Genomic DNA, 18,827 nt, shown 5'->3' on the forward strand with positions numbered 1-18,827 from the left:
CAACTCGGCGGGGAGGATCGCATTGATCGACTCGCCGTCGGCGAGTACCCACGCGTCGATGAAGATCGCCTGCTCCACCTGCTCCGGCATCGCCTCAGCTACGAGTTGGATGAGCGGGCCGCCGCCACTGTGGCGACTACGACGAACCGGTCCCACCCCTTGTCGGCGATCCGGCCGATGAGATTGTCCGCCATGGTCGAGAGCGTGACACCTGCACGGTCGTCGTTGTCACCGTGACCCTGCAAGGTTGGGGCCCATACCTCGTGGCCTGCCTTCGTGAGCTCAGCGACAACGCCGTCCACGCCCAACCACCCTGCCAACCTCCATGAACCAAGACGATGCGCATTCTGGAACTCCTTTGTTCACCGACGGCGGGTTCCGTCGGATGGAATCCCACTCTACCTAGCAGAATCTGTGCAGAACAACAGTCCTGTTCAATCCCTTCAGAAAGGGTCATTCGTACTCGTCGAGCTTCCGGAGGACGGTCTATCTGAGCGGCGTCTCACGGAGGTCCTGCAGCATGATCGCCCGGTTCAGGGGCGAGATGCATTGCGGGACCTCTCTGGCCAGCGTGACCGCCACTGCGCCGAGCGGGGGTGCCGGATCCATGTGAGTCGCGTCGACACGAATCCGGAGATTGTGCCGGCGCCCAGCACGATGAGGGAGTTGACGATCATCCTGACGATGATCTGAACTCCGCCGAGAACGAATCCCTGAGCGGTCGTGTTTCCCTGCCCGTGATCTATGAACTGCGGGATGATCGCGAGTTACATGACAGCGGCCTTGGGGTTGAGCAGGTTGGTGACGAGCCCCATCCGGAACAGCTTCGACCGGAGTCGCGCGCGTGGGATTGTGTCTCGAATAGCCCGTTGCCGCCGGGGCGCAGGGTTGCGGACGCCAGCCACGCGAGATAGAGCACTCCAGCGGCTGTCCCGGTCCAGCTCACCTTGACAGGGCTCTCAGGGGTGAGTGCTCGACCGGACGATCCCCCGCGGACTCGCCATGGAGCCACGGCCAAGGAATGCGGAGATCGAGGACGCCGGTCGCGCTGAGCAACACCGGGATGAGGAGAAGAGTGAGCCGCCCCGTCGGCGATCGCCCTCGCCTCTGAACGGCGCGGCTGCTCACTCGTTAACACACTCTAGGTCGATCTGCCTGCCGCAAGCGGGGGTGACGTCCCCTGGGGTGGTGTAGTTCTCGGTGCTGGGTGTCACGTCGAGGACGTGGTGAGCCATCGTGCGATGGTCAGTGAGAACCGACTAAAGCTACTCACAGAAAGACACAACGCACGATGGCTCTAGACCAGTCTGCCCTCCTCGAGCTCCTCGGGGAACTGAAACTCACCGACGTCACCGACCGGATCCGGACAGCGACCGAGACGCTCTATCAGGAGCTGATCGACGCGGAAGCGGCCGCGTTCATCGGCGCCGCCCCGTTCGAGCGCACCCCGGACCGGGTCACGCAACGCAACGGCACCCGCCCGCGGACGCTGACAACCACGGCCGGGGAACTGGAGCTGCGGATCCCGAAGCTGCGGCAAGGTTCGTTCTTCCCGTCGCTGCTGGAGCGGCGCCGACGGGTCGATCAGGCCCTGTTCGCGGTCGTGATGGAGGCCTACGTCCACGGCGTCTCGACACGCAAGGTCGACGATCTCGTCAAAGCGCTCGGCGCGGACACCGGGATCAGCAAGTCTGAAGTCTCCCGGATCTGCGCGAACCTGGACGAGGACGTCGCCGCGTTCCGGGACCGGCCCCTCGCCGACCAGGCCTACCCGTATGTGTTCCTCGACGCGACCTACTGCAAAGCCCGTGTCGGGCGCCGGGTCGTCTCCCAAGCCGTGGTCGTCGCCGTCGGGGTCGCGCAGGATGGGCGCCGTGAGGTGCTCGGGTTCGAGGTCGGGGAGACCGAGTCGCAACCGTTCTGGACGACTTTCCTCCGCTCGCTGAAAGCCCGTGGGCTCGGCGGGGTGAAGCTGGTGATCTCCGACGCGCACACCGGGCTGGTCGCCGCGATCCAGACCGTGTTCCAAGGCGCCAGCTGGCAGCGCTGCCGGGTTCATTTCATGCGGAATGTGCTCACCGCGGTCCCCAAGACCGCTGGCCCGATGGTCGCGTCGATCATCCGCACGATCTTCGCCCAGCCCGACACGGAGCACGTGTTCGCGCAGTTCCACGAAGTCGTGCGCATGCTGACCCGGTCGCATCCGAAAGTCGCCGGCATGCTCGAGGACGCGCAAGACGAGCTCCTCGCGTTCTGCCAGTTCCCGTTCCAGCACTGGCGTCAGATCTGGTCCACGAACCCCCTCGAACGGGTCAACAAGGAGATCAAACGCCGCACCGACGTCGTCGGAACCTTCCCGAACCCTGCCGCGCTGCTCCGCCTCGCCGGGCACGTTCTCATCGAGCAGCACGACGAATGGGACGGCGCCGACCGCCGCTACTTCAGCGAACACTCCATGGCCCTGCTCCTCACCGAACCCGAGGAGGTGGCCATCCCGGAACTGACCGCGGCATAATCAAAAACAGCTGACCCGCACGGTGTTGAGAAACTCCACCACACAGCGGGACGTCACCCAAGCGGGCATCTGAGTTGAGTCGGACCAACTGTAGGAAAATGCCATTTCGCGTGGAATCCTGGCCCTGAAACCGTTGCCAACTACCGTGGAATCGCGAGGGGTTCATGCCATCTCGAGCGGGAACCTACAATGCCGCTTTCCTCGAGGAGGATGCGACCGTGAGGATCCTCGCGGTCGGTACAGACGACTATGAGGTGTTCCCCTCGGCGCTGGCGCACGAGATCGCCCGAGGTCTCTGACGCGCTAGAGGAGCGCGGTGTCCACGCGGCAGCACTTCTGCTGCGCGTAGGGACGGTCACTCAACGGGATCCAGCCCTCTTCTCCTCGGCGGAGGAGGCGCGGGTGTCCGGGCTCGGTCTCAGCAGTCATGTGTGGGCCAGCGTTGGTCCAGCAGTTCTGTGCGCGCGTCTCGCACCACAGCGCGAGTCGCGCTTCGCGGGGGAGACATGCCCGGTGCGTCCACCAGGCGCGCTTCTCCCCGTAGGGGCCGAATTGGTGCCCTTCACTGTGGGCGATTGCGTCGTGGACAGCGCGGAACACGTCGTTGGCGAGCATCGGCGCGCGCTCTCCCGAGGGGAGGGTGACGGTCACGGTGCGTGCCATCGGGTGGTCCGGCGGTAGAGCGCCTTCGGTGTGCTGCGAGACCTCGGTGCGGAAGTAGAACAGATGCTTGTTCTGTCGCAGATCGTCGAGCATCGCGGCGGAGTCGGCATAGGGCTGCTCGGCCTCTCCGTGCCAGGGCTCGAAGGTGTAGCCGGCTTCCGTGAGCATGTCCCACTGCGCGCCGATGTGCTGGCGCAGGCTTCGGTAAGACCGGGCGACCTGTGGGTGGGTGGGTTCGTGCGCTGCGGCCGCGTAGGCTCGCGCTGCAGCGATGTCGTCGAGCTCGGTCAGCCGGGGGATGGGTTTGCGTTGCGGGAACCCGTGCGCGTCGGCGTATCGCTCTCTGAGCGATTGGATCTCCTTGATGGGCTGGTGGCGCTGGTAGCTGTCGGTGCCTGGCACGAACGCGACGTGCGCTCGAGCGAAGGTGGGCGACGTGCCGAGACGTGCGGCGATCGCGTTCACGGCGGATGCCGGCAGCGGGTACTCGGGCGGGTTCGGCGATCTCGAGCTTGCCGTCGTAGAGCCTGCCACCTGGTGCGCCGGCGGCGCGGAGGATGTCGAGAGTCTCCTGGACTTGCAGCTGCGAGCCGGTGTCGGCGGCGAAGCTGTAAACCCGGTCAGGTCCGTCCGGGTCGAAGTACCCGGCCATGATGCTGTCCTGCTCATACCGTCCTGCGAGCTCTCCCGCCCAGTCGGTGACCTGCTCGAAGCTGTCCGCACGGACGATGTAGGCGCCGGCTGGTTCAGATGCGCCTTCCCAGAGCCCGTCTGCGTGCTGCAGTTCCGAGATCTCGATGCCGTGGCGTTCCGCGGCGGCGCGGAGGGTGTCTTCGTACTCGATCCACTCGTCGGTGTCGTAGTAGCTGGGGCGGGAGCTCATTCGCATCAGCTCGCCAGAGACCGGCCGGAACGGGGTTGCCCCGATGAAGGCCTCGAGCTGCTTCTCGGCGTTCTGCTCACGCTTCTCCGCACGCCGACGCCGCTGCCCTGCGGCTGTCGACGACGGGCACCGTCGCCCTCCGTGGTCGATGTCGTCGCACATGGCCTCTCCCGTTCGTCTGCTGGGTATAGGCCGGTGTTGGGGGTGTTCGCGGACAGAAATCGGGCCCCGCCGGTGAGCGGGGCCCCGAGGAGTGCGGTCGAGGTCTGGGTCAGCCGTTGAGCTCCTCCCAGACCTGGTACGCGCGGTGGAACTCGGGGCTGTCATCGTTCCCCTCATTGATGAGCTGGTCGAGGTACTCGTCGAGCTCGGCCTGCGAGAGCTGGCGTGGATCCTTCATGACACGGACCCATCCGCTACCGGCGGGCAGCTGCATCGGGCGCGTGGCTGCTGGCCTTTCCAATTGCCGGTGTAGAACAGCGCGCACGGCCACTCATGCTCGCCGCGGCGCCGCGGCCTCGGGACGGCGACCGTGAGCTCACTGCCCAGGTTCAGCGCGTCCATGATGTCGTCGGCGATGAAACCTGCCTCTTCGTCAGGCTCGTCGGTGTGCTGCTGGATTATTCGCACGATCGTCGCGCGCACATCCAGAGTGACGGACGACGGCGCAGCCCCGGTCATCGGGTGTACTCGCTCGGTGAGGGGATCGGCAGGTCGGGGTCGCGCAGCTCGTACTGCCGGTCCTCCACGTAGGCGGCGTACTCGTCGGCGAACTCACGCGCCTCGGCCTCGTTGTGTCCGTCCTGGCGGGCGTGATCGAACGCCGCCCGCCACTGCTCCCCCACTGCGCGATCGCGCAGCGCCGCGCTGACACCATCCATCAGCTGACCGGCCCGCACGGACGCGAACCGCAGATCCCCTTCGGCGAGGGCGAACAGGATCTTCTCGATGCCTTCGATGGCGGGTGCGGGGATGGTCAGGGTGATGTCGTCGCCGGCGTCGTGCTGGCCGGTGCGGAGGCGCCAGAGTGCGTCGGAGAGGGTGAGTGCGCGTTGGCGCTGGATGGGGGTAAGGAGGGAGCTGTCGGTGCCGGTCGTGGTGGGGGCGGGGTTAGGCATGCTCGGCCTCCTCTGTGGGCGGATTCATGATGATGAACCCTGTGCCGGTGGGCGGCTGGTCCTGGCGCAGTCCGATGATCTCGGTGTCGTTCGCGTCGGTGTCGTTGAGGGTCTGCGTGAGCAGGTCGGCGTACTCGTCCGGGGTGAGTGCCTGGACGGCCGCGGCGTCGGTGACGTCGACGGGCTTGCCGTTGACGTGGAAGATGCGGGTCATGGTGCTCCCTGGTAGTGCGTCGGTGGTGTCCATCTTCGTCGCGGGTCAGTGGAGGTCGAGTTCGACGCTGTCGGCTTCGAGGTCGGGGATGGTCTGGTCAGGGTGGCTGAACGTGGCGGCGGGGGCGTGGACGGTGACGCGGTCCCCGCGGTGCGTTGTCAGTCGGAGCAGCTCGGCGAGGGCGCCGTTGGCGTGGACGTTGTAGGGGCCGGCGTCGGTGTCGACGCGGAACCCTACTCGTGCTCGGCGGTCGGGGAGGCGGCGGACGAGGGTGAGCGGGGTGCGGATGGTTCCTGTGATGGTGACCGCGGTGCCCGTGGGGGCGGCGGTCTGGGTGATGGTCATGGCGTTTCTCCTCAATCGAACAGTGAATGTGACATTCACTGACTATACGCCTGCATGCCCGGTGGGGGAACCCCCGTGCATGGTGTTGCTGCAGGCCCTTCTTGCTGGGTATAGGCCGATGTTGGGGGTGTTCGCGGACATCCGGGTTGTGGAGGTCGGTGCGGTCAGTCGTCGGGGCCGCTGTCGGGTTCGTCGCACGCGCCGCTGTTGATGGCGTCGACGCCGACTTTCGTGAGCACCCAGCCGGGTTCGACCCACGAGTAGCGTTCGATCAGTCCTCGCCTGCGGAGGGACTGGATGGTGCCGCCGGGGATCCCCAGGCCTGTCGTGTCGAGGTAGCTGGCGCCGCCGGAGAGTGATCGGCCATCGGCGATCATCCGCATGGTGACTCGTTGGGACCAGTTCAGCGGCCGGGCGTTCTGGCGGCGCTTGAGCTCGGTGGTGGCGCATCGCGTGGCGTCGGCCTCGGTGGTGTGATGGTGGGCGCAGCGCCACACTCGTTCGCCGGACTGGTGGGTGTCTTTGTCGGCGACGTCGTCGATGACGCCGCGCAGCGCGCCTCCTGGGCGTCCGGGAGTCCATGATGACCAGCTGGCGGTCAGCATGCGATCGCCGCGGTCAGCTCGGGGGTGAGGATGCCGGCTTGCTGGTCTGCACGCACGGCTGCGCCGCAGTCTTTGCAGGTCACGTCGGCGATCGTGGTGGCTGCCGATGACGTCTTGCGTCCGCAGTAGCCGCGTTGCCCTGTGGCGGTGGCAAGGCAGGTTCGGGCGGTGCTTTCCTGTGTCATTGGTGGGGCCTGTCCTCGCAGCTCGAGCAGAGGTCGGGGGTGCCGTCGTCGTTGACCCACCAGCAGCCGCCGAAGCATGCTCGCTCGTCGGTGCAGCCGCAGACGTGACAGGTGCGCACGAGCTCGAGGAGCACCTGGTCGATTCCGCCTTGGGCGCCGAGCTCCGCGCCGAGCGCGGTGACTCGTGAGATCACGTCCTCGGGTGCGGTGCTGGGCACTTGGATCGTGATGGTGGTGGTAGGTGTGGTGCGGTCGTTCATGGTGGCCTTCCTGATGTTGGTGTCAGGCGGAGCGGGCGAACTTCGTGGCTGCGGTAGTCGGCTGCAGGGCGAGCAGTCGTCGTGCTTTCTCTGCTTCGATCTCGCGGGGCAGCTCTCCTTTGCGGGTGCCTGAGCGGCCGTAGAGGAGGATCTTCACGCCGGTCTTGGACACCTGTGCCTGGTCGGCGATCTCGAGGACGGTCATGCCGGATGCCATGAGCTGGCGGACGTGCTGTCGGATCGGCTCGGCGGGCACGCGCGGGGCCTGCGGGGCGATGCCGGCCTCCCGGCGTCGGCGCCGTTCCTCAGCCAGTGACGCATCGGCGCACGAGATCTCCGCGGGGCAGTGGTCGCGGTCCTTGCAGCCGAGCTGGTAGCCGTAGGCGGTCCCGTGGTGCTCGAGCGGGATGCTCTGCGCCTTCCGGTTCGCCATCCACTGCCGGTGATACTCGCGGCCGGCTTCGATGCACTCGGGGCGGTCGCAGCCGCGCGCTCGGCATGCGTTGGTGCCGTGCGGCTGCAGCTGCCTCGGCTGCGAGGTTCGGGCAGCACGCGCGGTCCGAAGTCGCGGTGTGCGTGGCCTGGCCGGTGGGGAAGGGCGATCGTGGTCTGCGAGGGCGTCGACGGCGGACTGGTGCCGCAGGGTTGCCTCCTGCAGCGCTCTCTCGATCACCCCTCCGACGGAGAGGCCGGTGCCGGCGGCGATGGTGGCCGTCTTGAGGGTCTCGGCCGCGGCGCGCAGCTGGCCGCGCAGCTCTCGGTGGTCTTTGCGCCACTGCTCGAGCTCGTCGACGTGACGATCGAGGTCCGCTTCGTAGCCGTCGAGTGCCTCTGAGAACGCGCTGGCGAGCTCTGCGGGGAGCTTCTCGGCGTCGCTGCGTGCCTTGTCGAGCCACTGGTAGCCGGGATGGGTGCGCGGCCGCGGCGTCGACGGGCGAGGCCGTGCGGTCGGCGCCGGCGCCGGCGCCTCCTTCGGCATGCGCGGGGGTTTGGGTGTGTTGGCGCGCGCCGGCTTCGGTTTGGGGGTCGGCTTGGGTCGACGGGGGCGTGTGGCTTCGACGGCGGCACGGCGCTCTTCTCGAGCGGCGATCTTGTCCCGTTGCCGCGACTCGGCACGCGCGGCCTCGTCGCGCTCGAGGATCTCGGCGAGCGGTGTGCCGGCGTCGATGAGCTTCGCGAAGGAGTAGTCGCCCACGTAGCGGGTGTGGACGGTGCGGCAGGGGATCAGCGCGGGGCACGCGGCAGTGCGGCATCCGTGGCGGTACCCGTCCGGGGTACCGTGCGGGAAGCGGTCGTCGAGGAGATCGAGGGTGGACATGACGGTCGACCTCAGTAGCGGAGGAGCTTCGCGGTGACCAGGGTCAACAGTGCTGCCCGCTGCGGGGCGTTGAGCCGTGAGAAGTGCGCACCAACGGTGTCTAGCGCCGTGGTGAACTCCTCGGGCAGACCGTCGAGATCCCGCTTGATGCGCCGCTCATTCGCATCCCGCTGCGCCTCCGCTTGATCGGCCACGCGCCACTCGTCGGTGGCGGCTGTGTCGGCGTATCTGCCGGTGATCCGTGGCGTGTACTGTCCGCCCGTGTAGAGCACGGTCGGCTCGCCGGCGGGGCGGGTGATCGTGATGATCGCGCCCACCGGAGCCGACGTGTACGGCTTGTACGAGCCGAGCTCCTTGCTGGTGAGCTCACCGTCGTCGAGCGTCCGATACCAGTGCGCGAGCTTTCCATTACTCGCGGCCTTGCGGCCGACGTAGACGACTTCCTCGGTGACGGTCGCTGCCTCTTCGCTCATTGGGGAGCACTCCTCGGATCAGTAAGAAAGTAGTGAATGTGACATTCACTGATACTAGAGAGGTTGCAGGGTCTTCGCAACCGTCGTCGTCGTCACGTCGACGGGCCGCTCTCGACGCTCGTTGACGGGAATCATCCGCACGGGCTCGTCGCGGGGAGCTTCGATCTCGAAGCCGCACGCGCCGCAGCTGTGCAGCCCGATCCCGTCGACGTCGTCGGAGGGGATGTACATGGTGGTCGGCTCTTCGCACATAAGGCAGCGCATGGTGATCTCCGTTCGCGTGGTCAGGCGCTTGTTGCCGGGGTGATCGGTTGGACGGTGGCGGAGTAGCCGCGGTGGGAACCCCAGGCGGCGGCGATGCGGTCGGCGACGTCGCGGTCCTCTCCGAGGTACGGGCGGTATCGCTTGCCGCGGGGGTCTGTGATGACGACCTGGACGACGCCGGATGGCTCGCGCACGGTGACTCTGGCTGCGGGGATCGGATACGCCTGGACGTGGCCGGCGATGATGAAGATCGGGTACAGGTCGCGTGCGAGCTCGGGGGTGCGGAACACGTCGTGAACCCATGCCGTGATGGCGAGCGCGCCGGCGGGGCTGAATCCGATGAGTCGTGCGGGGAGCTGCTCGAGCCCGGCGCGCACGAAGTAGTGCTCGTCGACGAGGATCGGCGTCGGTGGGAGCAGAGACTTCTCGTCGTGGGCGGGGTAGATGGTCAGGCTGGTGCGTCGGAAGCGGAGACGGTGGCGGTGAACGCGACGACGTCGCCGCGGGCGGCGGTGGAGATCTCGGAGGGCTTGGTGCCCCATACGCGCCAGCCCTCGCCCTGGACGAGGATCTTGACGGTGATTCCCCACTGAGTGTCGGTGGTCTTGGTCGCGAGGATCTCGCCCTGGATGAGGGTGCGCCCGGTGGGGACCGGGCGGCGCGCGGCCAGCTCGAGCTCGTACTGCTCGAGCAGCTCGTGGGCGGTGCGGACCTCGTCGTCGTCGAGGGTGCCGGTGTAGTCCTCGAGGGAGTCGAGGATGTAGCCGATCTTCTCGCGCAGCGGGTTTCCGTCTCGCATGCTCAGGTGTGCCTCGGTGAGCTGGTCGCGGAGGCCGGGGTGCTCGGCCTCGAAGGCGGCGCGGCGGGCGGTGATCGCCCGTGTTGTGTCGACGTGCTCGGCGTGTGCCTTCGCGTGGGCTCGTGCGGTGGCGCGGGCGCTGCTGACGAGGCGGCTGCGGGTGCCGGTGCCGCGGCAGTCGAAGCAGATCGGGCGCCCCTGGCCATCGGTGAAATGTGTCGGCGCGGTGTACAGGCCGGTGCCGATGCACTTGCCGCAGGTGTCGGTGATCCGCTCGGAGCCCTTGCGGCCGGGGAAGGGGTCGACGTAGAAGTCGTGCCAATCGGCCGGTGCGGTGGTGTCGATGCTGTCCATGGGATCCTCCGGTTCGTCTGTGGGTATAGGCCGCGGATCGTTCTCTTCGCGGACATGAAGGGGAAGGGGCGGGGGCGGCTGTGTCACGGAGCCGCCCCCGCGGCGGCGACCTGGTTGGGAGGACGGCGGGTCGCCGGGAGGGACATGGCGGCGAGCGCGGCGAGCGCTCGTCAGGCTGCGGTGTGGCGCCTGTCCCTGGGAGGGGAACGGCGTTGCGCGGTTCCCCTGGTTGTGGGTCTGTGGGTTCTCCCTCTACTCAGTTAGTAGTGAATGTGACATTTACTAGGGTAGGTGTTTCCTGCCCGGAGGTCAAGTGGCGATCTGGCCTGCATCTGCTGGATCAGCTCGCGGGTGCGCGGTCCTCGTCGGCGGGGCCGAGCCCTTCCCAAAGGTCGGGGCGGTTCTCGTGGATCCAGGCGCAGATGGTGGCCCAGTCCGCGACGCCGGACGGGTGCTGGTTGATGGTTGCCATGGTGTCCTCCCGGATCGTCGGCTAGTGAATGTGACATTCACAGCTTAGGGAGGGGGTCGGACATCGCTGGGGGACATCGCGAGTGCGTCACTGAGGGCGGCGGAGTTGCCGCCGCCCTCAGCTCGGTCTATTGCATCTGTCTGGCGATGCCGGCTGCGGCGCTGACGACTCGACGGGGGATGCCGAAGATTTCGGGAGGGCCGGACGCGACGCCGTTGCTCCACACCTTTCCGACGCGCCATCCGATGGGGAACCGGAGGGTGGTCGTGGTGTAGGTGGCCCCGGATTCGAGGGGGCCGGCGATCACACCGAGGGGGCTGACCTCGACGTACCACCGGCCAACGGTCTTGGAGCCGCCTTCGTGGCCGTTCATGCGCCGGCGTTCTCGAGCGGCTGCGCGACGTGTGCCGGCAGGGCGCGTAGCGCGGCGCGGGTCACCCACTCGTCGGCGGTCTCGTCGAACTGGCCGAGCTCGATGATCGGCCCCTGGTCGTCGTGGTGGATGAACAGCGACCCGTACTCGCGGCCGTCGACGTACAGGTAGATGTTCCCGGCGTAGGCGCCGATCTCGCCGTTGTCGAACAGCCCGTCGCGGGCGTCGGGTTCACCCAGGTCGATCTCTTCCTGGCGGTGCCCGAAGTTGAGGGTGAGCTTCATGGTGTCCTCCGTAGTAGGTGGTGAATGTGACATTCATAGGCTACGGTGGGGGTCCGACATTGCGCCGGCGAGCGAGCGATGCACTCTGTGTCCGCGAAGCAGCCGGGATGCGGCCTATACCCCTCAGACGGGCACAAGCCCGCGACGAGAGGAGGAGCGATGCCGAGTCGCGAAGAGGTAGACGACGTCCTGCAGCGCGTGGGGCTGGCGGCGATCTCGTACTACCCAGAGATTCACATCGACGAGCCGGACTACACCGTCGACACCGACGTTGATTGGTGCCTCGAGCCGGTGACCGACCTGACCGATGAGCAACGCGCCCCGCTGCGAGAGGCGGTCGGCCTGGCGATCACCAACCCGACAGCTCACCGGTACGCCCTGTTCCAGACGTTGCTCGAGCTGGCGCCAGCGGAGTCGTAATGTCCGCCGGCGTCGACGACTCGTCGGCGCGACCGGTTGGCGGACCAACCGACCCTCACGCGGCATGGCTGCGAGCGGGTCAGGCACGCCAGCAGGCGAAGCGCGCCGAGCAGGAGCAGTCGGCTGCGGCGAGCGCTGCGGCCGATCCGAAGCGGGACTACGCGAAGCGGTATCGCGAGGAGCATCGCGAGGAGATCCGCGCGTACCGGGCGAAGTATCACGCGGAGAACCGTGACGAAGTGAACCGGAAGAACCGGGAGTACATGCGGGAGCGGTCGCGGAAGATGCGAGCGCAGAAGGAGCGGCGCGAGAAGGACCGCGAGCGGGTGCGGCGGTGGACCGAGGCTAACCGTGAGCGCAAGCGCGAGACGATCAGGCGGTGGCACGCGGAGCACCCAGAGAAGACGGCGGAGTACTCGCGGCGCTACTACGAGCGCAACCGTGACGCGGTGCTGGCCAGGGCGAGACAGCGTCGAGATCAGAGCCCGGAGAAGGTGAAGGCGTCGTCGCGGGACTGGCAGCAGCGCAACCGGGAACACCTGACCGAGTGGCAGCGGCAGTATCGGGCTGAGAACCCGGATGTGTATGAGCGGGCGCTGCAGTCCAACCGTGAGTCGAAGCGGCTGGCTCGCCGCCTCAAGTCGTTGGGGTTGCCGGCAAAGCGCGTGCGTCGGTCCCCGGCAGCAGAGCGGCGAGCGCATGAGGCGGAGTCGCGGGAGTTCTTCGAGCGGGACCGGGCGGTGAGCGCGCGGAAGCGGGTCATGGCGGAGTACACACCGCTGGATCAGGCGGCGCTCGAGGCGTGGCGGGCGAGGTCGCCATTGGCGCGTCGACGGGATGCGCAGCTGTCGCGGTTCCGGCGGCAGCTGCGCACGGGCGCGGGCAGGATATCGGAGATCCGTGAAGAGGTTCGGATGGATGCCGTTGCACGGCGACTGCGGGGAGACAGCCTCGACGCGCCCGCGGAGCTGCGTCAGCGGGTCTTCGACGCCGCGGGAGGCCAGGAGTACCTCGCGGCGGGTGGCGATCGCCATACGGCGGCGCTGATGCTCGAGGAGTCCCTAGATGGGCTGGTCAAGCCTGTCGCGCTCCCGGATGGGCGGGGGATGGTGTGGGTGCCGGAGCACACGCGCGCAGGACGGGAGATCGCCGGTCACTGGCGCCGGCGCCCCGGCGCGTGAGCAGCTGCGCGGTGAGGACTGCGGGGCGTCCCTGTGTGGGGCGCCCCGCACTCGCTCAGCTGGCTGCGGCGAGCGCGTAGCTGCGTGCCCGCCAGCGGGGGATGCGCACGCGCACGCCGTGGTGGTCGATCACGCGGAGCACGTCGCGCCCTTCGACCTCGAAGACGGTCTCCGTGGTGGTCTGCAGCCCTCCTCCGAAGGTGAACGGCTCTGCGAAGCGGATGTGGTCGCCGCGGCGGACGCGGGGCTTGGCTTCCTCGAGCTCGAGGTTCGCCCAGCAGGCGGCGCGCCACTGGTTGGCGTACTCGTGGTCGGTCGGGGTGAGGGCCTCGAGCACCCGGCGGGGTGCGTGGACTGCGCCGGGGCCGACCGTCTCGTCCATGTCCTTGTACGTGAAGTTGTAGTAGCTGGACGGGGCGACGGAGTAGAGCACGACGAACGCGAAGACCTCCCCGGCGTGGGGGTGGCCGTCGTTGTAGCGCACCGCGGCGTAGAACTCGTAGGGCCAGTCGTAGCTCCCGCCGATGTAGTCGGGGTCGCGGCGGGTGCCGCTGGCGATGATCGTGGCGTTGGTGAAGTAGTCCGCGAAGTAGTCGCTGACGCTGACGCCGGCCGTCTTGTGAGTGGATGTGGCACCCATGGTGTCCTCCTCGGTTGCTAGTGAATGTGACATTCACAGGCTAAGGGAGGCCTCCGACATCGCCGACGTGACAGCAACAACGACGGCGGCGGGATGGCGAGCGCGAGCGCGGGGCCGAGCTCGGGGGAGAGCGAAGGGGCTACCAGGCCTCGGGGTCAAGAAGTTCGTCAGCGACATCGACGAAGTAGTCGTCGTCTTCACTCCATGCGTAGAGGCCCTCGAAGACCACGCCGATTGCAAACGTCATCACGACGAGTCCGCCCCAACGGCCGATGAACTCCGAGTAGGAGTCGAAAGCTCTGTGCTCTCTGGCTCGCTCGAAGATCTCGTACATGATCTTGCTTGACTCCTCGTCCCAGCGTTCGGTGAAGGATGGGCGCGCGATTGCCCCGGTGAGAACCTCGTCCTCGAACCAGGAATCCAGGAGGCTGAGCGTCGTCCCGATGATCTGCGCGGGGGTTGGTTCTTCGTCGGGGGTCATCCCGGTGAGGAAGTCGGAGAAGTCTTCGTAGTCGGCCTCCCACAAGTACTCTGCAGCGAGCCGTATCGCGCGGAACGCCTCTTTTCGAGCCTCACCTGTAGGCACCGCCATGATGAAGTTGTGACGTTGGATCGCCACCTGTAGGCCATCGTTGATCTCGTCGATTGTGTAGGCCTTGCCGCTGTCGAGGTCGATGTCACTTTCGAGAAGCAGCGGCTTGAGCTGCTTGAAGAGTTCAGCTGCCAGCCCTGTCTCTACACGCCGCCCGAAACTGTCGCGGCCGCTGCTGTCTACGTTGGGCATGAACGAGTCTCCTCATCAGGCGTCTGTAGCTCAGACCATAGCCGAGGGGTCTGTTGCCCGGAGCCGGGACATCGCCTGTGGTGCCGTGAGACGATGCGTCGATGAAGACGACCCATCGCGACGGCGAGGCGGGTGGGCTGCGGATGCCGGCCGTGTGGGATCGGGCCTCGCTCGAGGCGGTCGGGTTCGTGGGGTTCGTTCGATTCGCGGATCTTGCGGCCGCGAGGGTGCCGACTGAGGCGGGGATCTACGTGGTGCTGCGTCCGGCGGCGACGTCGCCGGAGCTGCTCGAGCTGACGCGAGCGCGGGCGGGATCCGCCTACCCTTTGGATGACCTCGCGGCTCGGTGGGTGTCGGGGACGCCGGTGCTGTACATCGGCAAGGCAGAGGCGAAAGTGGGCGGGCTGCGCAAGCGGCTGGGGCAGTTCGCGCGGAAGGGTGCCAGCCACCAGGGCGGGCGTTCGATCTGGCAGCTGGCCGATCAAGACGAGCTGCTCGTTGCGTGGGTGACGACGCCGGAGGAGTCCGCGGAGGACGTGGAGGTTCGCTACCGCGCCGCGTTCGCTGACGTGTTCGGTCGCTGGCCGTTCGCGAACCGGAAGCGATGAGGGCAGGCGGTTGATGAGAGGGGTTTCGCCGGGGATCTAGGTTGCTACCGCGGGCCTGTGTACGCTCTCGGCCATGAGGGCAGACAGGTTTGAGGACGTGGAACTTGGCGCGTTTGAGCGCTCTATGACGAGCGACCCTTCGAGGGGCGCAGCTATCCCGGCCCATACTTCGAGACCGAGATCGCGTCGGGCATGAAGCGCGGGTTAGCGGTGTCCGTGAGGGGCCTACGGTCGATGACGCGCGGGCGCTCATGGATCAGGTGAGGGCCATTATCGCCCGCCCGCTGCCCACCCACGAGATGTACTCTGCGCTGCTCGAGACATTCCCCAAGGCGTTCCCCTGGAATACCCCAAGACAGATGAGCTATGCCGTCACGCCGAGTGCCATTTGCGTCGGAAGGGAGGGAGACTACTCAGTCCACTTCGACGTCGACTCGGAAGACGACACTCAAGTCGACTATTGGCCTGTCGTGTGGCTTGACCGTGACCGGCAACATTCTGAGCGCTCACAGCCGATGGCGGACGTGGCGAATATCCCGGAGGTCGGGACTACACCCTCCCGGAGGCGACCGAGGCGTTGGTGCGATCCTGGCCGTCGAAGAACATTTGGGCAGAGGACATCGCGACCGTCTGGACAAACTGGACGGGCTGGGCTGAGCCCCGCGTTCGTCGACGGGGCCCAGCGCGGCGGTGTCAGCCTCGTGCGGCTGCCAGCTCAGCGTCGATCCGGCGCCGCTCGCCGCCGGGGTGAGTGCTGCCAGCAGCACGACGCGGCGATCCCATGCGACCTCACCCGTGAGCGAGTCGACCCAGTCGGTGACGTCGGCGCGCTGCGCCTCGGTCAGCTGGTCGACGGCCAGGCCGGGCAGGATCGTATCGGGCAGGGTGAGGGTCTTGCGCAGGTACCTCGAAGTCAACCTCGTGCGCAGGCGCGCTCCGACTCGATGAACGGTCGATCTGCGCGTTGTCGGGGTGCCACTGGCATCCGCCGATGCAGGCCTCCTCGGGGTCGACGGACTGAAACCAGACGGCGTGTACGGTGCGGTTGGTGGTCATGGCATCCTCCCGGATTGCTAGTGAATGTGACATTCATAGGCTACGGGGGGCCTCCGACATTGGCAGCGGCGAGCGCCGCGAGGGGCGGGGCGGGCGGTGTGCCCGCCCCGCCGGGTTGGGTTACTCGCGCTCCCCAGTCGGTGACTTCCGCGTCGATCGAGTCGGCGACGTAGTTGTCGGATCGGAGCGACTCGATCACGTCTTCGACGGTGTACGCCTCGATCGCGAGGTCTTCCGCTTCGTCCGACGTGCGGGCGGTGACCGAGACGGTAACGCGCTGGGTCAGTGTGACGGAGAGGGTCACCCGGAAGTCGCGCTCGCGCGGGGTGCCGCCGATCGCTTCCACGAGCCGGTCGTACTCGGAGCAGAAGCCCTCATCGGTGGCGATCTGCTCACCCTTCTCCCAGATCGCCGCGAGCCGGTCGTCGGCGGCGTCGGTGATCGGCAGTCGCAGCCTGTCGATCTCGCGCTGCTGCCGTTCGACGGTCAGCGCGAGATCCGCGGCCTGCGCCTGGGCGGCGACGAGATCGGCCTGCGTGCGGGGCCATCTCCCCGACGTAGGCGCCGCGCCGCTCGGTGACCGGGGCGGGCATGTCGAGCTGGCCCTGAGCGAACTCGATGTTGGTGGTGGTTTGCCATGGTGTCCTCCTTGGAAAGTAGGCGGTGAATGTGACATTCACAGGCTACGGGGGGCCTCCGACATTGCTGCGGCGAGCGCGGCAGTGCCCCGCCGGTAGATCCCGGCGGGGCACTGGGGGAGGTTCAGCTGGCGGGTGGTGTGAGTGCCGCGAGGAGTGCTCTGAGGGCGTCCACAGCCCCGTCACGGGCCTCGAAGACGGCATCCATGGTATCGCCTCTGTGGAGCGCTCGCCTCCTCGATCGCCGCCTGTGCGGCGCCGGTCAGCTCGCGCAGGCGGGCGGTGTCTGCGGCGAGCGCGAGGGGTGCTCCGTGCTCGGTGATGTGCAGCGTCCATCCGTCGCCGGTCGGGGTCGCCCACACGGTGGCGATCGCCTGTCCTTCGGCGTTGTCGAAGTCGACCTTGCCGAAGTCGTCGCCGTGGTGGGCGAGGATGCGTGCTCGGTCGTCGACGACGGCATCGAGTACAGGTGGGAGTTGCTCGGCGTCCAGGTCGCCGGTTCGGCGCGCTGGCCGGTGTCGTAGGGAGTGAGTGCGGTGGTCATGGCTGGTCCTTTCGTCAGAGGGTCGGGGGCGGGCGCGGTGCCCGCCCCCGGTGGTGTCAGCGGGTGAGCAGCCCGGCGATGATCCTGTCGACGGACTCGGCCGAGACCGTCACGGCGCAGGGATGCAGACCTCTGTTCGGGTGTGGCGGATGTCCTCGTGGTCCAAGATCGTGACGACGTAGTTGCGGGCGTCCTGGACGCCGCACTCGGCGCAGAGTATCCGACCGGCGGGGCGTCGGTCTCCGGTGTCGTCGTCGATGCCCTGGCGGGCCAGTTCGACGGCCTGGCCGACCCAGTAGGCGACGGCCTGGTCGTCGACGACGAACGCGCCGTCGTCGATTGCCTCGATGAGCGAGCCGCCGTGGTTGCTGGTCATCCGCTCGAGGATCGTCCGCGAGATCTCGTCGACGGTGAGTGGTGTGGGTGCCATGGTGTCCTCCTTGGAACGTAGGCGGTGAATGTGACATTCACAGGCTACGGGAGGCCTCCGACATTGCTGCGGCGAGCGCGGCAGCGCCCCGCCGGTAGATCCCGGCGGGGCGCTGGTGGGGGTCAGTCTTCGCCGGGAGGGCGATGATGATGCACGCCTGCCGGGAGAGTTGTACCCCCCTCGATGCTCACGCGGAGTCGCTGGCGGCTGGCGGTGGTGGCGGTGCTCGGGTTGCCGGAGCGGGTGGCGTTCGGCACGCGCAGCACGTAGGTCTCGCGCGGGACGAGATCGCCGGCGACCTGGCGGGCGGTGGGGCGGATGACGTTGAGCACGTCCCAGAATCGGGCGTCCTCGCTCTGCCAGTCGCCCTCGCGGGTCCACTGCACCGCGGCCTCGTAGGCGGCGCGGGTGAGCAGTACCGTGAGCCGGTATCCGGCCTCGAGGGCGGTGGCGGGTTGAAGTGCAGCAGCAGCCGTCTGCGACGGCCTCCTCTGCGGTGTAGACGGCGATGATTTCTGCGCCCTTGAACGGGTTTTCGCTCTGCTCGGTCATGGTGTCCTCCCGGATCGCTTGCTAGTGAATGTGACGCTTACACTCTAAGTGAGGGGTCAGACATTGGGCCCGGCGGGTGAGCGCAGGACGATGGGGAGACGGCGGCGTGCATGACTGAGACGTGGATCTACGAGCGCACGGCGGACAACTCTCTGCGCGCTTCGTGCTGGGGACGGTGGGCGTAAACCCTCTCGTGTGCGTCGGTGTGAACCCCAGCACCGCGGCGCCGGGAGACCCGGAATCGCACCGTCAGCAAGGTCATGGGTTCGCGGCCCGAAACGGGTTCGACAGCTGGGTGATGCTGAACCTCTACCCGCAGAGATCCATCGACCCCAAGGGCATGCACCTGGTGCACGACCCCCAGCTGCAAGCCGATAACGAGCGACACATCGCCGATCTCATCGGCGGGACGCCAGCTCACGATCGTCGGCCGCGTGGGGCGAGCTGATCCGATCCCGCCCTTACCTCCCGCAGATGCGTGAGGGCATCGCCTCGGTGACGGATGCCTCCGGCTGTGACTGGGTGTCGATCGGCGATCTGCTCAAGAGCGGGCACCCCCCGCATCCGTCACGCGCCCGCCTACGCCTGGCCGTTGCAGAGCTTCGACGTGGCGAGCTATCTGGCCTAGACGTGACGGTGCCCCGCCGATTGATCCCGGCGGGGCACCGTGCGGCTATTCCTCGTCCTCCGACCATTCCAGGCGGGGGTCGAAGTGGAACCGCTCGCGGGCCCTCGTTGTGGGCGAGGTCGTCGCTGCGGGCCACGTACTCGTCCTCGGTGTGCCGGGAGCCCGTGGCCGTTCGCCCAGGGGAGCGGGTCGCGGTCACCGTCGCTCTCGGCCAGCCAGGT

30 protein-coding genes are annotated in these 18,827 nt (G+C 67.5%); 7 read left to right on the forward strand and 23 right to left on the reverse strand.

Features of this window, described 5'->3' with window-relative positions:
* The first annotated feature begins 1,291 nt into the window (after nt 1–1,291).
* Nucleotides 1,292–2,515 carry an IS256 family transposase gene (locus AB1285_RS26555; protein ID WP_370428831.1) on the forward strand — a complete coding sequence of 408 codons (1,224 nt, stop codon included), beginning with the start codon at nt 1,292–1,294 and terminating at the stop codon, nt 2,513–2,515.
* A gap of 303 nt (nt 2,516–2,818) precedes the next feature.
* Here the strand turns inward: AB1285_RS26555 and AB1285_RS26560 are convergent, their stop codons facing one another.
* Nucleotides 2,819–3,580: a hypothetical protein gene (locus tag AB1285_RS26560; RefSeq protein ID WP_429978228.1), complete on the reverse strand. Its 762-nt coding sequence runs from the start codon at nt 3,578–3,580 to the stop codon at nt 2,819–2,821.
* A gap of 34 nt (nt 3,581–3,614) precedes the next feature.
* On the opposite strand from AB1285_RS26560, the gene AB1285_RS26565 reads away from it, so the two are divergent.
* Nucleotides 3,615–4,343: a hypothetical protein gene (locus AB1285_RS26565; RefSeq protein WP_429978229.1), complete on the forward strand. Its 729-nt coding sequence runs from the start codon at nt 3,615–3,617 to the stop codon at nt 4,341–4,343.
* On the opposite strand, the gene AB1285_RS26570 is transcribed toward AB1285_RS26565, so the two are convergent.
* The 16 genes from AB1285_RS26570 to AB1285_RS26645 form a co-directional block, all read right to left on the reverse strand.
* The gene (locus tag AB1285_RS26570) at nt 4,333–4,461 is read right to left on the reverse strand and encodes a hypothetical protein (RefSeq protein ID WP_264674921.1); all 129 of its coding nucleotides are present in this window, start codon (nt 4,459–4,461) and stop codon (nt 4,333–4,335) included. The genes AB1285_RS26565 and AB1285_RS26570 overlap by 11 nt on opposite strands.
* Nucleotides 4,458–4,742, reverse strand: coding sequence for a hypothetical protein (locus AB1285_RS26575; RefSeq protein ID WP_005050718.1), 285 nt, complete (start codon nt 4,740–4,742; stop codon nt 4,458–4,460). The genes AB1285_RS26570 and AB1285_RS26575 overlap by 4 nt, the downstream gene beginning before the upstream one ends.
* A complete protein-coding gene (locus AB1285_RS26580) occupies nt 4,739–5,179 on the reverse strand; it encodes a hypothetical protein (protein ID WP_005050717.1) in 441 nt (146 codons plus the stop codon). The genes AB1285_RS26575 and AB1285_RS26580 overlap by 4 nt, the downstream gene beginning before the upstream one ends.
* Complete coding sequence (locus AB1285_RS26585) at nt 5,172–5,393, reverse strand: hypothetical protein (RefSeq protein WP_005050716.1); 222 nt, start codon at nt 5,391–5,393, stop codon at nt 5,172–5,174. The genes AB1285_RS26580 and AB1285_RS26585 overlap by 8 nt, the downstream gene beginning before the upstream one ends.
* A 45-nt stretch (nt 5,394–5,438) precedes the next feature.
* Nucleotides 5,439–5,738, reverse strand: coding sequence for a hypothetical protein (locus tag AB1285_RS26590; protein ID WP_005050714.1), 300 nt, complete (start codon nt 5,736–5,738; stop codon nt 5,439–5,441).
* Between the two features lie 164 nt (nt 5,739–5,902).
* Entirely contained in the window at nt 5,903–6,343 is a 441-nt protein-coding gene (locus AB1285_RS26595; protein WP_005050713.1) for a hypothetical protein, read from the reverse strand.
* Nucleotides 6,337–6,528, reverse strand: a complete 192-nt coding sequence (locus AB1285_RS26600) for a hypothetical protein (RefSeq protein ID WP_005050712.1) — start codon at nt 6,526–6,528, stop codon at nt 6,337–6,339. Before AB1285_RS26600 ends, AB1285_RS26595 begins: the two co-directional genes overlap by 7 nt.
* Nucleotides 6,525–6,788 (reverse strand): hypothetical protein, encoded by a 264-nt coding sequence (locus tag AB1285_RS26605; RefSeq protein WP_005050711.1) that lies wholly within the window; start codon nt 6,786–6,788, stop codon nt 6,525–6,527. Before AB1285_RS26605 ends, AB1285_RS26600 begins: the two co-directional genes overlap by 4 nt.
* Nucleotides 6,789–6,810: 22 nt before the next feature.
* Nucleotides 6,811–8,106 (reverse strand): hypothetical protein, encoded by a 1,296-nt coding sequence (locus AB1285_RS26610; protein WP_193599313.1) that lies wholly within the window; start codon nt 8,104–8,106, stop codon nt 6,811–6,813.
* A gap of 11 nt (nt 8,107–8,117) precedes the next feature.
* Nucleotides 8,118–8,579 (reverse strand): hypothetical protein, encoded by a 462-nt coding sequence (locus AB1285_RS26615; protein ID WP_005051910.1) that lies wholly within the window; start codon nt 8,577–8,579, stop codon nt 8,118–8,120.
* 54 nt (nt 8,580–8,633) lie between these two features.
* Nucleotides 8,634–8,810 (reverse strand): hypothetical protein, encoded by a 177-nt coding sequence (locus AB1285_RS26620; RefSeq protein WP_193599314.1) that lies wholly within the window; start codon nt 8,808–8,810, stop codon nt 8,634–8,636.
* Between the two features lie 53 nt (nt 8,811–8,863).
* Nucleotides 8,864–9,220: a hypothetical protein gene (locus AB1285_RS26625; protein ID WP_429978230.1), complete on the reverse strand. Its 357-nt coding sequence runs from the start codon at nt 9,218–9,220 to the stop codon at nt 8,864–8,866.
* A 71-nt stretch (nt 9,221–9,291) separates the two neighbouring features.
* The gene (locus AB1285_RS26630) at nt 9,292–9,996 is read right to left on the reverse strand and encodes a hypothetical protein (RefSeq protein ID WP_429978231.1); all 705 of its coding nucleotides are present in this window, start codon (nt 9,994–9,996) and stop codon (nt 9,292–9,294) included.
* 340 nt (nt 9,997–10,336) lie between these two features.
* Nucleotides 10,337–10,468, reverse strand: a complete 132-nt coding sequence (locus AB1285_RS26635; RefSeq protein ID WP_005050812.1) for a hypothetical protein — start codon at nt 10,466–10,468, stop codon at nt 10,337–10,339.
* Nucleotides 10,469–10,595: 127 nt separating this feature from the next.
* Nucleotides 10,596–10,841 carry a hypothetical protein gene (locus tag AB1285_RS26640; protein ID WP_005050814.1) on the reverse strand — a complete coding sequence of 82 codons (246 nt, stop codon included), beginning with the start codon at nt 10,839–10,841 and terminating at the stop codon, nt 10,596–10,598.
* The gene (locus tag AB1285_RS26645) at nt 10,838–11,125 is read right to left on the reverse strand and encodes a hypothetical protein (RefSeq protein WP_005050816.1); all 288 of its coding nucleotides are present in this window, start codon (nt 11,123–11,125) and stop codon (nt 10,838–10,840) included. The genes AB1285_RS26640 and AB1285_RS26645 overlap by 4 nt, the downstream gene beginning before the upstream one ends.
* 159 nt (nt 11,126–11,284) lie before the next feature.
* Here AB1285_RS26645 and AB1285_RS26650 point away from each other — a divergent pair, with 159 nt between their 5' ends.
* Nucleotides 11,285–11,545 carry a hypothetical protein gene (locus AB1285_RS26650; protein WP_005050818.1) on the forward strand — a complete coding sequence of 87 codons (261 nt, stop codon included), beginning with the start codon at nt 11,285–11,287 and terminating at the stop codon, nt 11,543–11,545.
* Nucleotides 11,545–12,726 (forward strand): hypothetical protein, encoded by a 1,182-nt coding sequence (locus AB1285_RS26655; protein ID WP_005050820.1) that lies wholly within the window; start codon nt 11,545–11,547, stop codon nt 12,724–12,726. The genes AB1285_RS26650 and AB1285_RS26655 overlap by 1 nt, the downstream gene beginning before the upstream one ends.
* A 55-nt stretch (nt 12,727–12,781) precedes the next feature.
* Here the strand turns inward: AB1285_RS26655 and AB1285_RS26660 are convergent, their stop codons facing one another.
* Nucleotides 12,782–13,366, reverse strand: a complete 585-nt coding sequence (locus tag AB1285_RS26660; protein WP_005050822.1) for a DUF6927 domain-containing protein — start codon at nt 13,364–13,366, stop codon at nt 12,782–12,784.
* A gap of 139 nt (nt 13,367–13,505) precedes the next feature.
* Nucleotides 13,506–14,150, reverse strand: a complete 645-nt coding sequence (locus AB1285_RS26665; RefSeq protein ID WP_005050824.1) for a hypothetical protein — start codon at nt 14,148–14,150, stop codon at nt 13,506–13,508.
* A 101-nt stretch (nt 14,151–14,251) separates the two neighbouring features.
* Between AB1285_RS26665 and AB1285_RS26670 the strand changes: the two genes are divergently transcribed.
* Nucleotides 14,252–14,758, forward strand: a complete 507-nt coding sequence (locus AB1285_RS26670; RefSeq protein ID WP_005050828.1) for a hypothetical protein — start codon at nt 14,252–14,254, stop codon at nt 14,756–14,758.
* A 506-nt stretch (nt 14,759–15,264) separates the two neighbouring features.
* Here AB1285_RS26670 and AB1285_RS26675 read toward each other — a convergent pair.
* Both AB1285_RS26675 and AB1285_RS26680 read right to left on the reverse strand, forming a co-directional pair.
* On the reverse strand, nt 15,265–15,675 hold the full coding sequence (locus AB1285_RS26675; protein WP_429978232.1) for a hypothetical protein: 411 nt from the start codon (nt 15,673–15,675) through the stop codon (nt 15,265–15,267).
* Between the two features lie 179 nt (nt 15,676–15,854).
* Nucleotides 15,855–16,490 (reverse strand): hypothetical protein, encoded by a 636-nt coding sequence (locus tag AB1285_RS26680; RefSeq protein ID WP_429978233.1) that lies wholly within the window; start codon nt 16,488–16,490, stop codon nt 15,855–15,857.
* 168 nt (nt 16,491–16,658) lie between these two features.
* On the opposite strand from AB1285_RS26680, the gene AB1285_RS26685 reads away from it, so the two are divergent.
* On the forward strand, nt 16,659–16,976 hold the full coding sequence (locus tag AB1285_RS26685) for a hypothetical protein (protein ID WP_429978234.1): 318 nt from the start codon (nt 16,659–16,661) through the stop codon (nt 16,974–16,976).
* A 129-nt stretch (nt 16,977–17,105) separates the two neighbouring features.
* Here AB1285_RS26685 and AB1285_RS26690 read toward each other — a convergent pair whose 3' ends face one another.
* Complete coding sequence (locus AB1285_RS26690; protein WP_429978235.1) at nt 17,106–17,426, reverse strand: hypothetical protein; 321 nt, start codon at nt 17,424–17,426, stop codon at nt 17,106–17,108.
* A gap of 122 nt (nt 17,427–17,548) precedes the next feature.
* Nucleotides 17,549–17,812: a hypothetical protein gene (locus AB1285_RS26695; protein ID WP_429978236.1), complete on the reverse strand. Its 264-nt coding sequence runs from the start codon at nt 17,810–17,812 to the stop codon at nt 17,549–17,551.
* A gap of 329 nt (nt 17,813–18,141) precedes the next feature.
* Between AB1285_RS26695 and AB1285_RS26700 the strand changes: the two genes are divergently transcribed.
* Complete coding sequence (locus tag AB1285_RS26700) at nt 18,142–18,426, forward strand: DUF1643 domain-containing protein (protein ID WP_429978237.1); 285 nt, start codon at nt 18,142–18,144, stop codon at nt 18,424–18,426.
* The last annotated feature ends 401 nt before the right edge of the window (nt 18,427–18,827 follow it).

The sequence above is a fragment of the Microbacterium sp. NRRL B-14842 genome, from assembly GCF_050470785.1.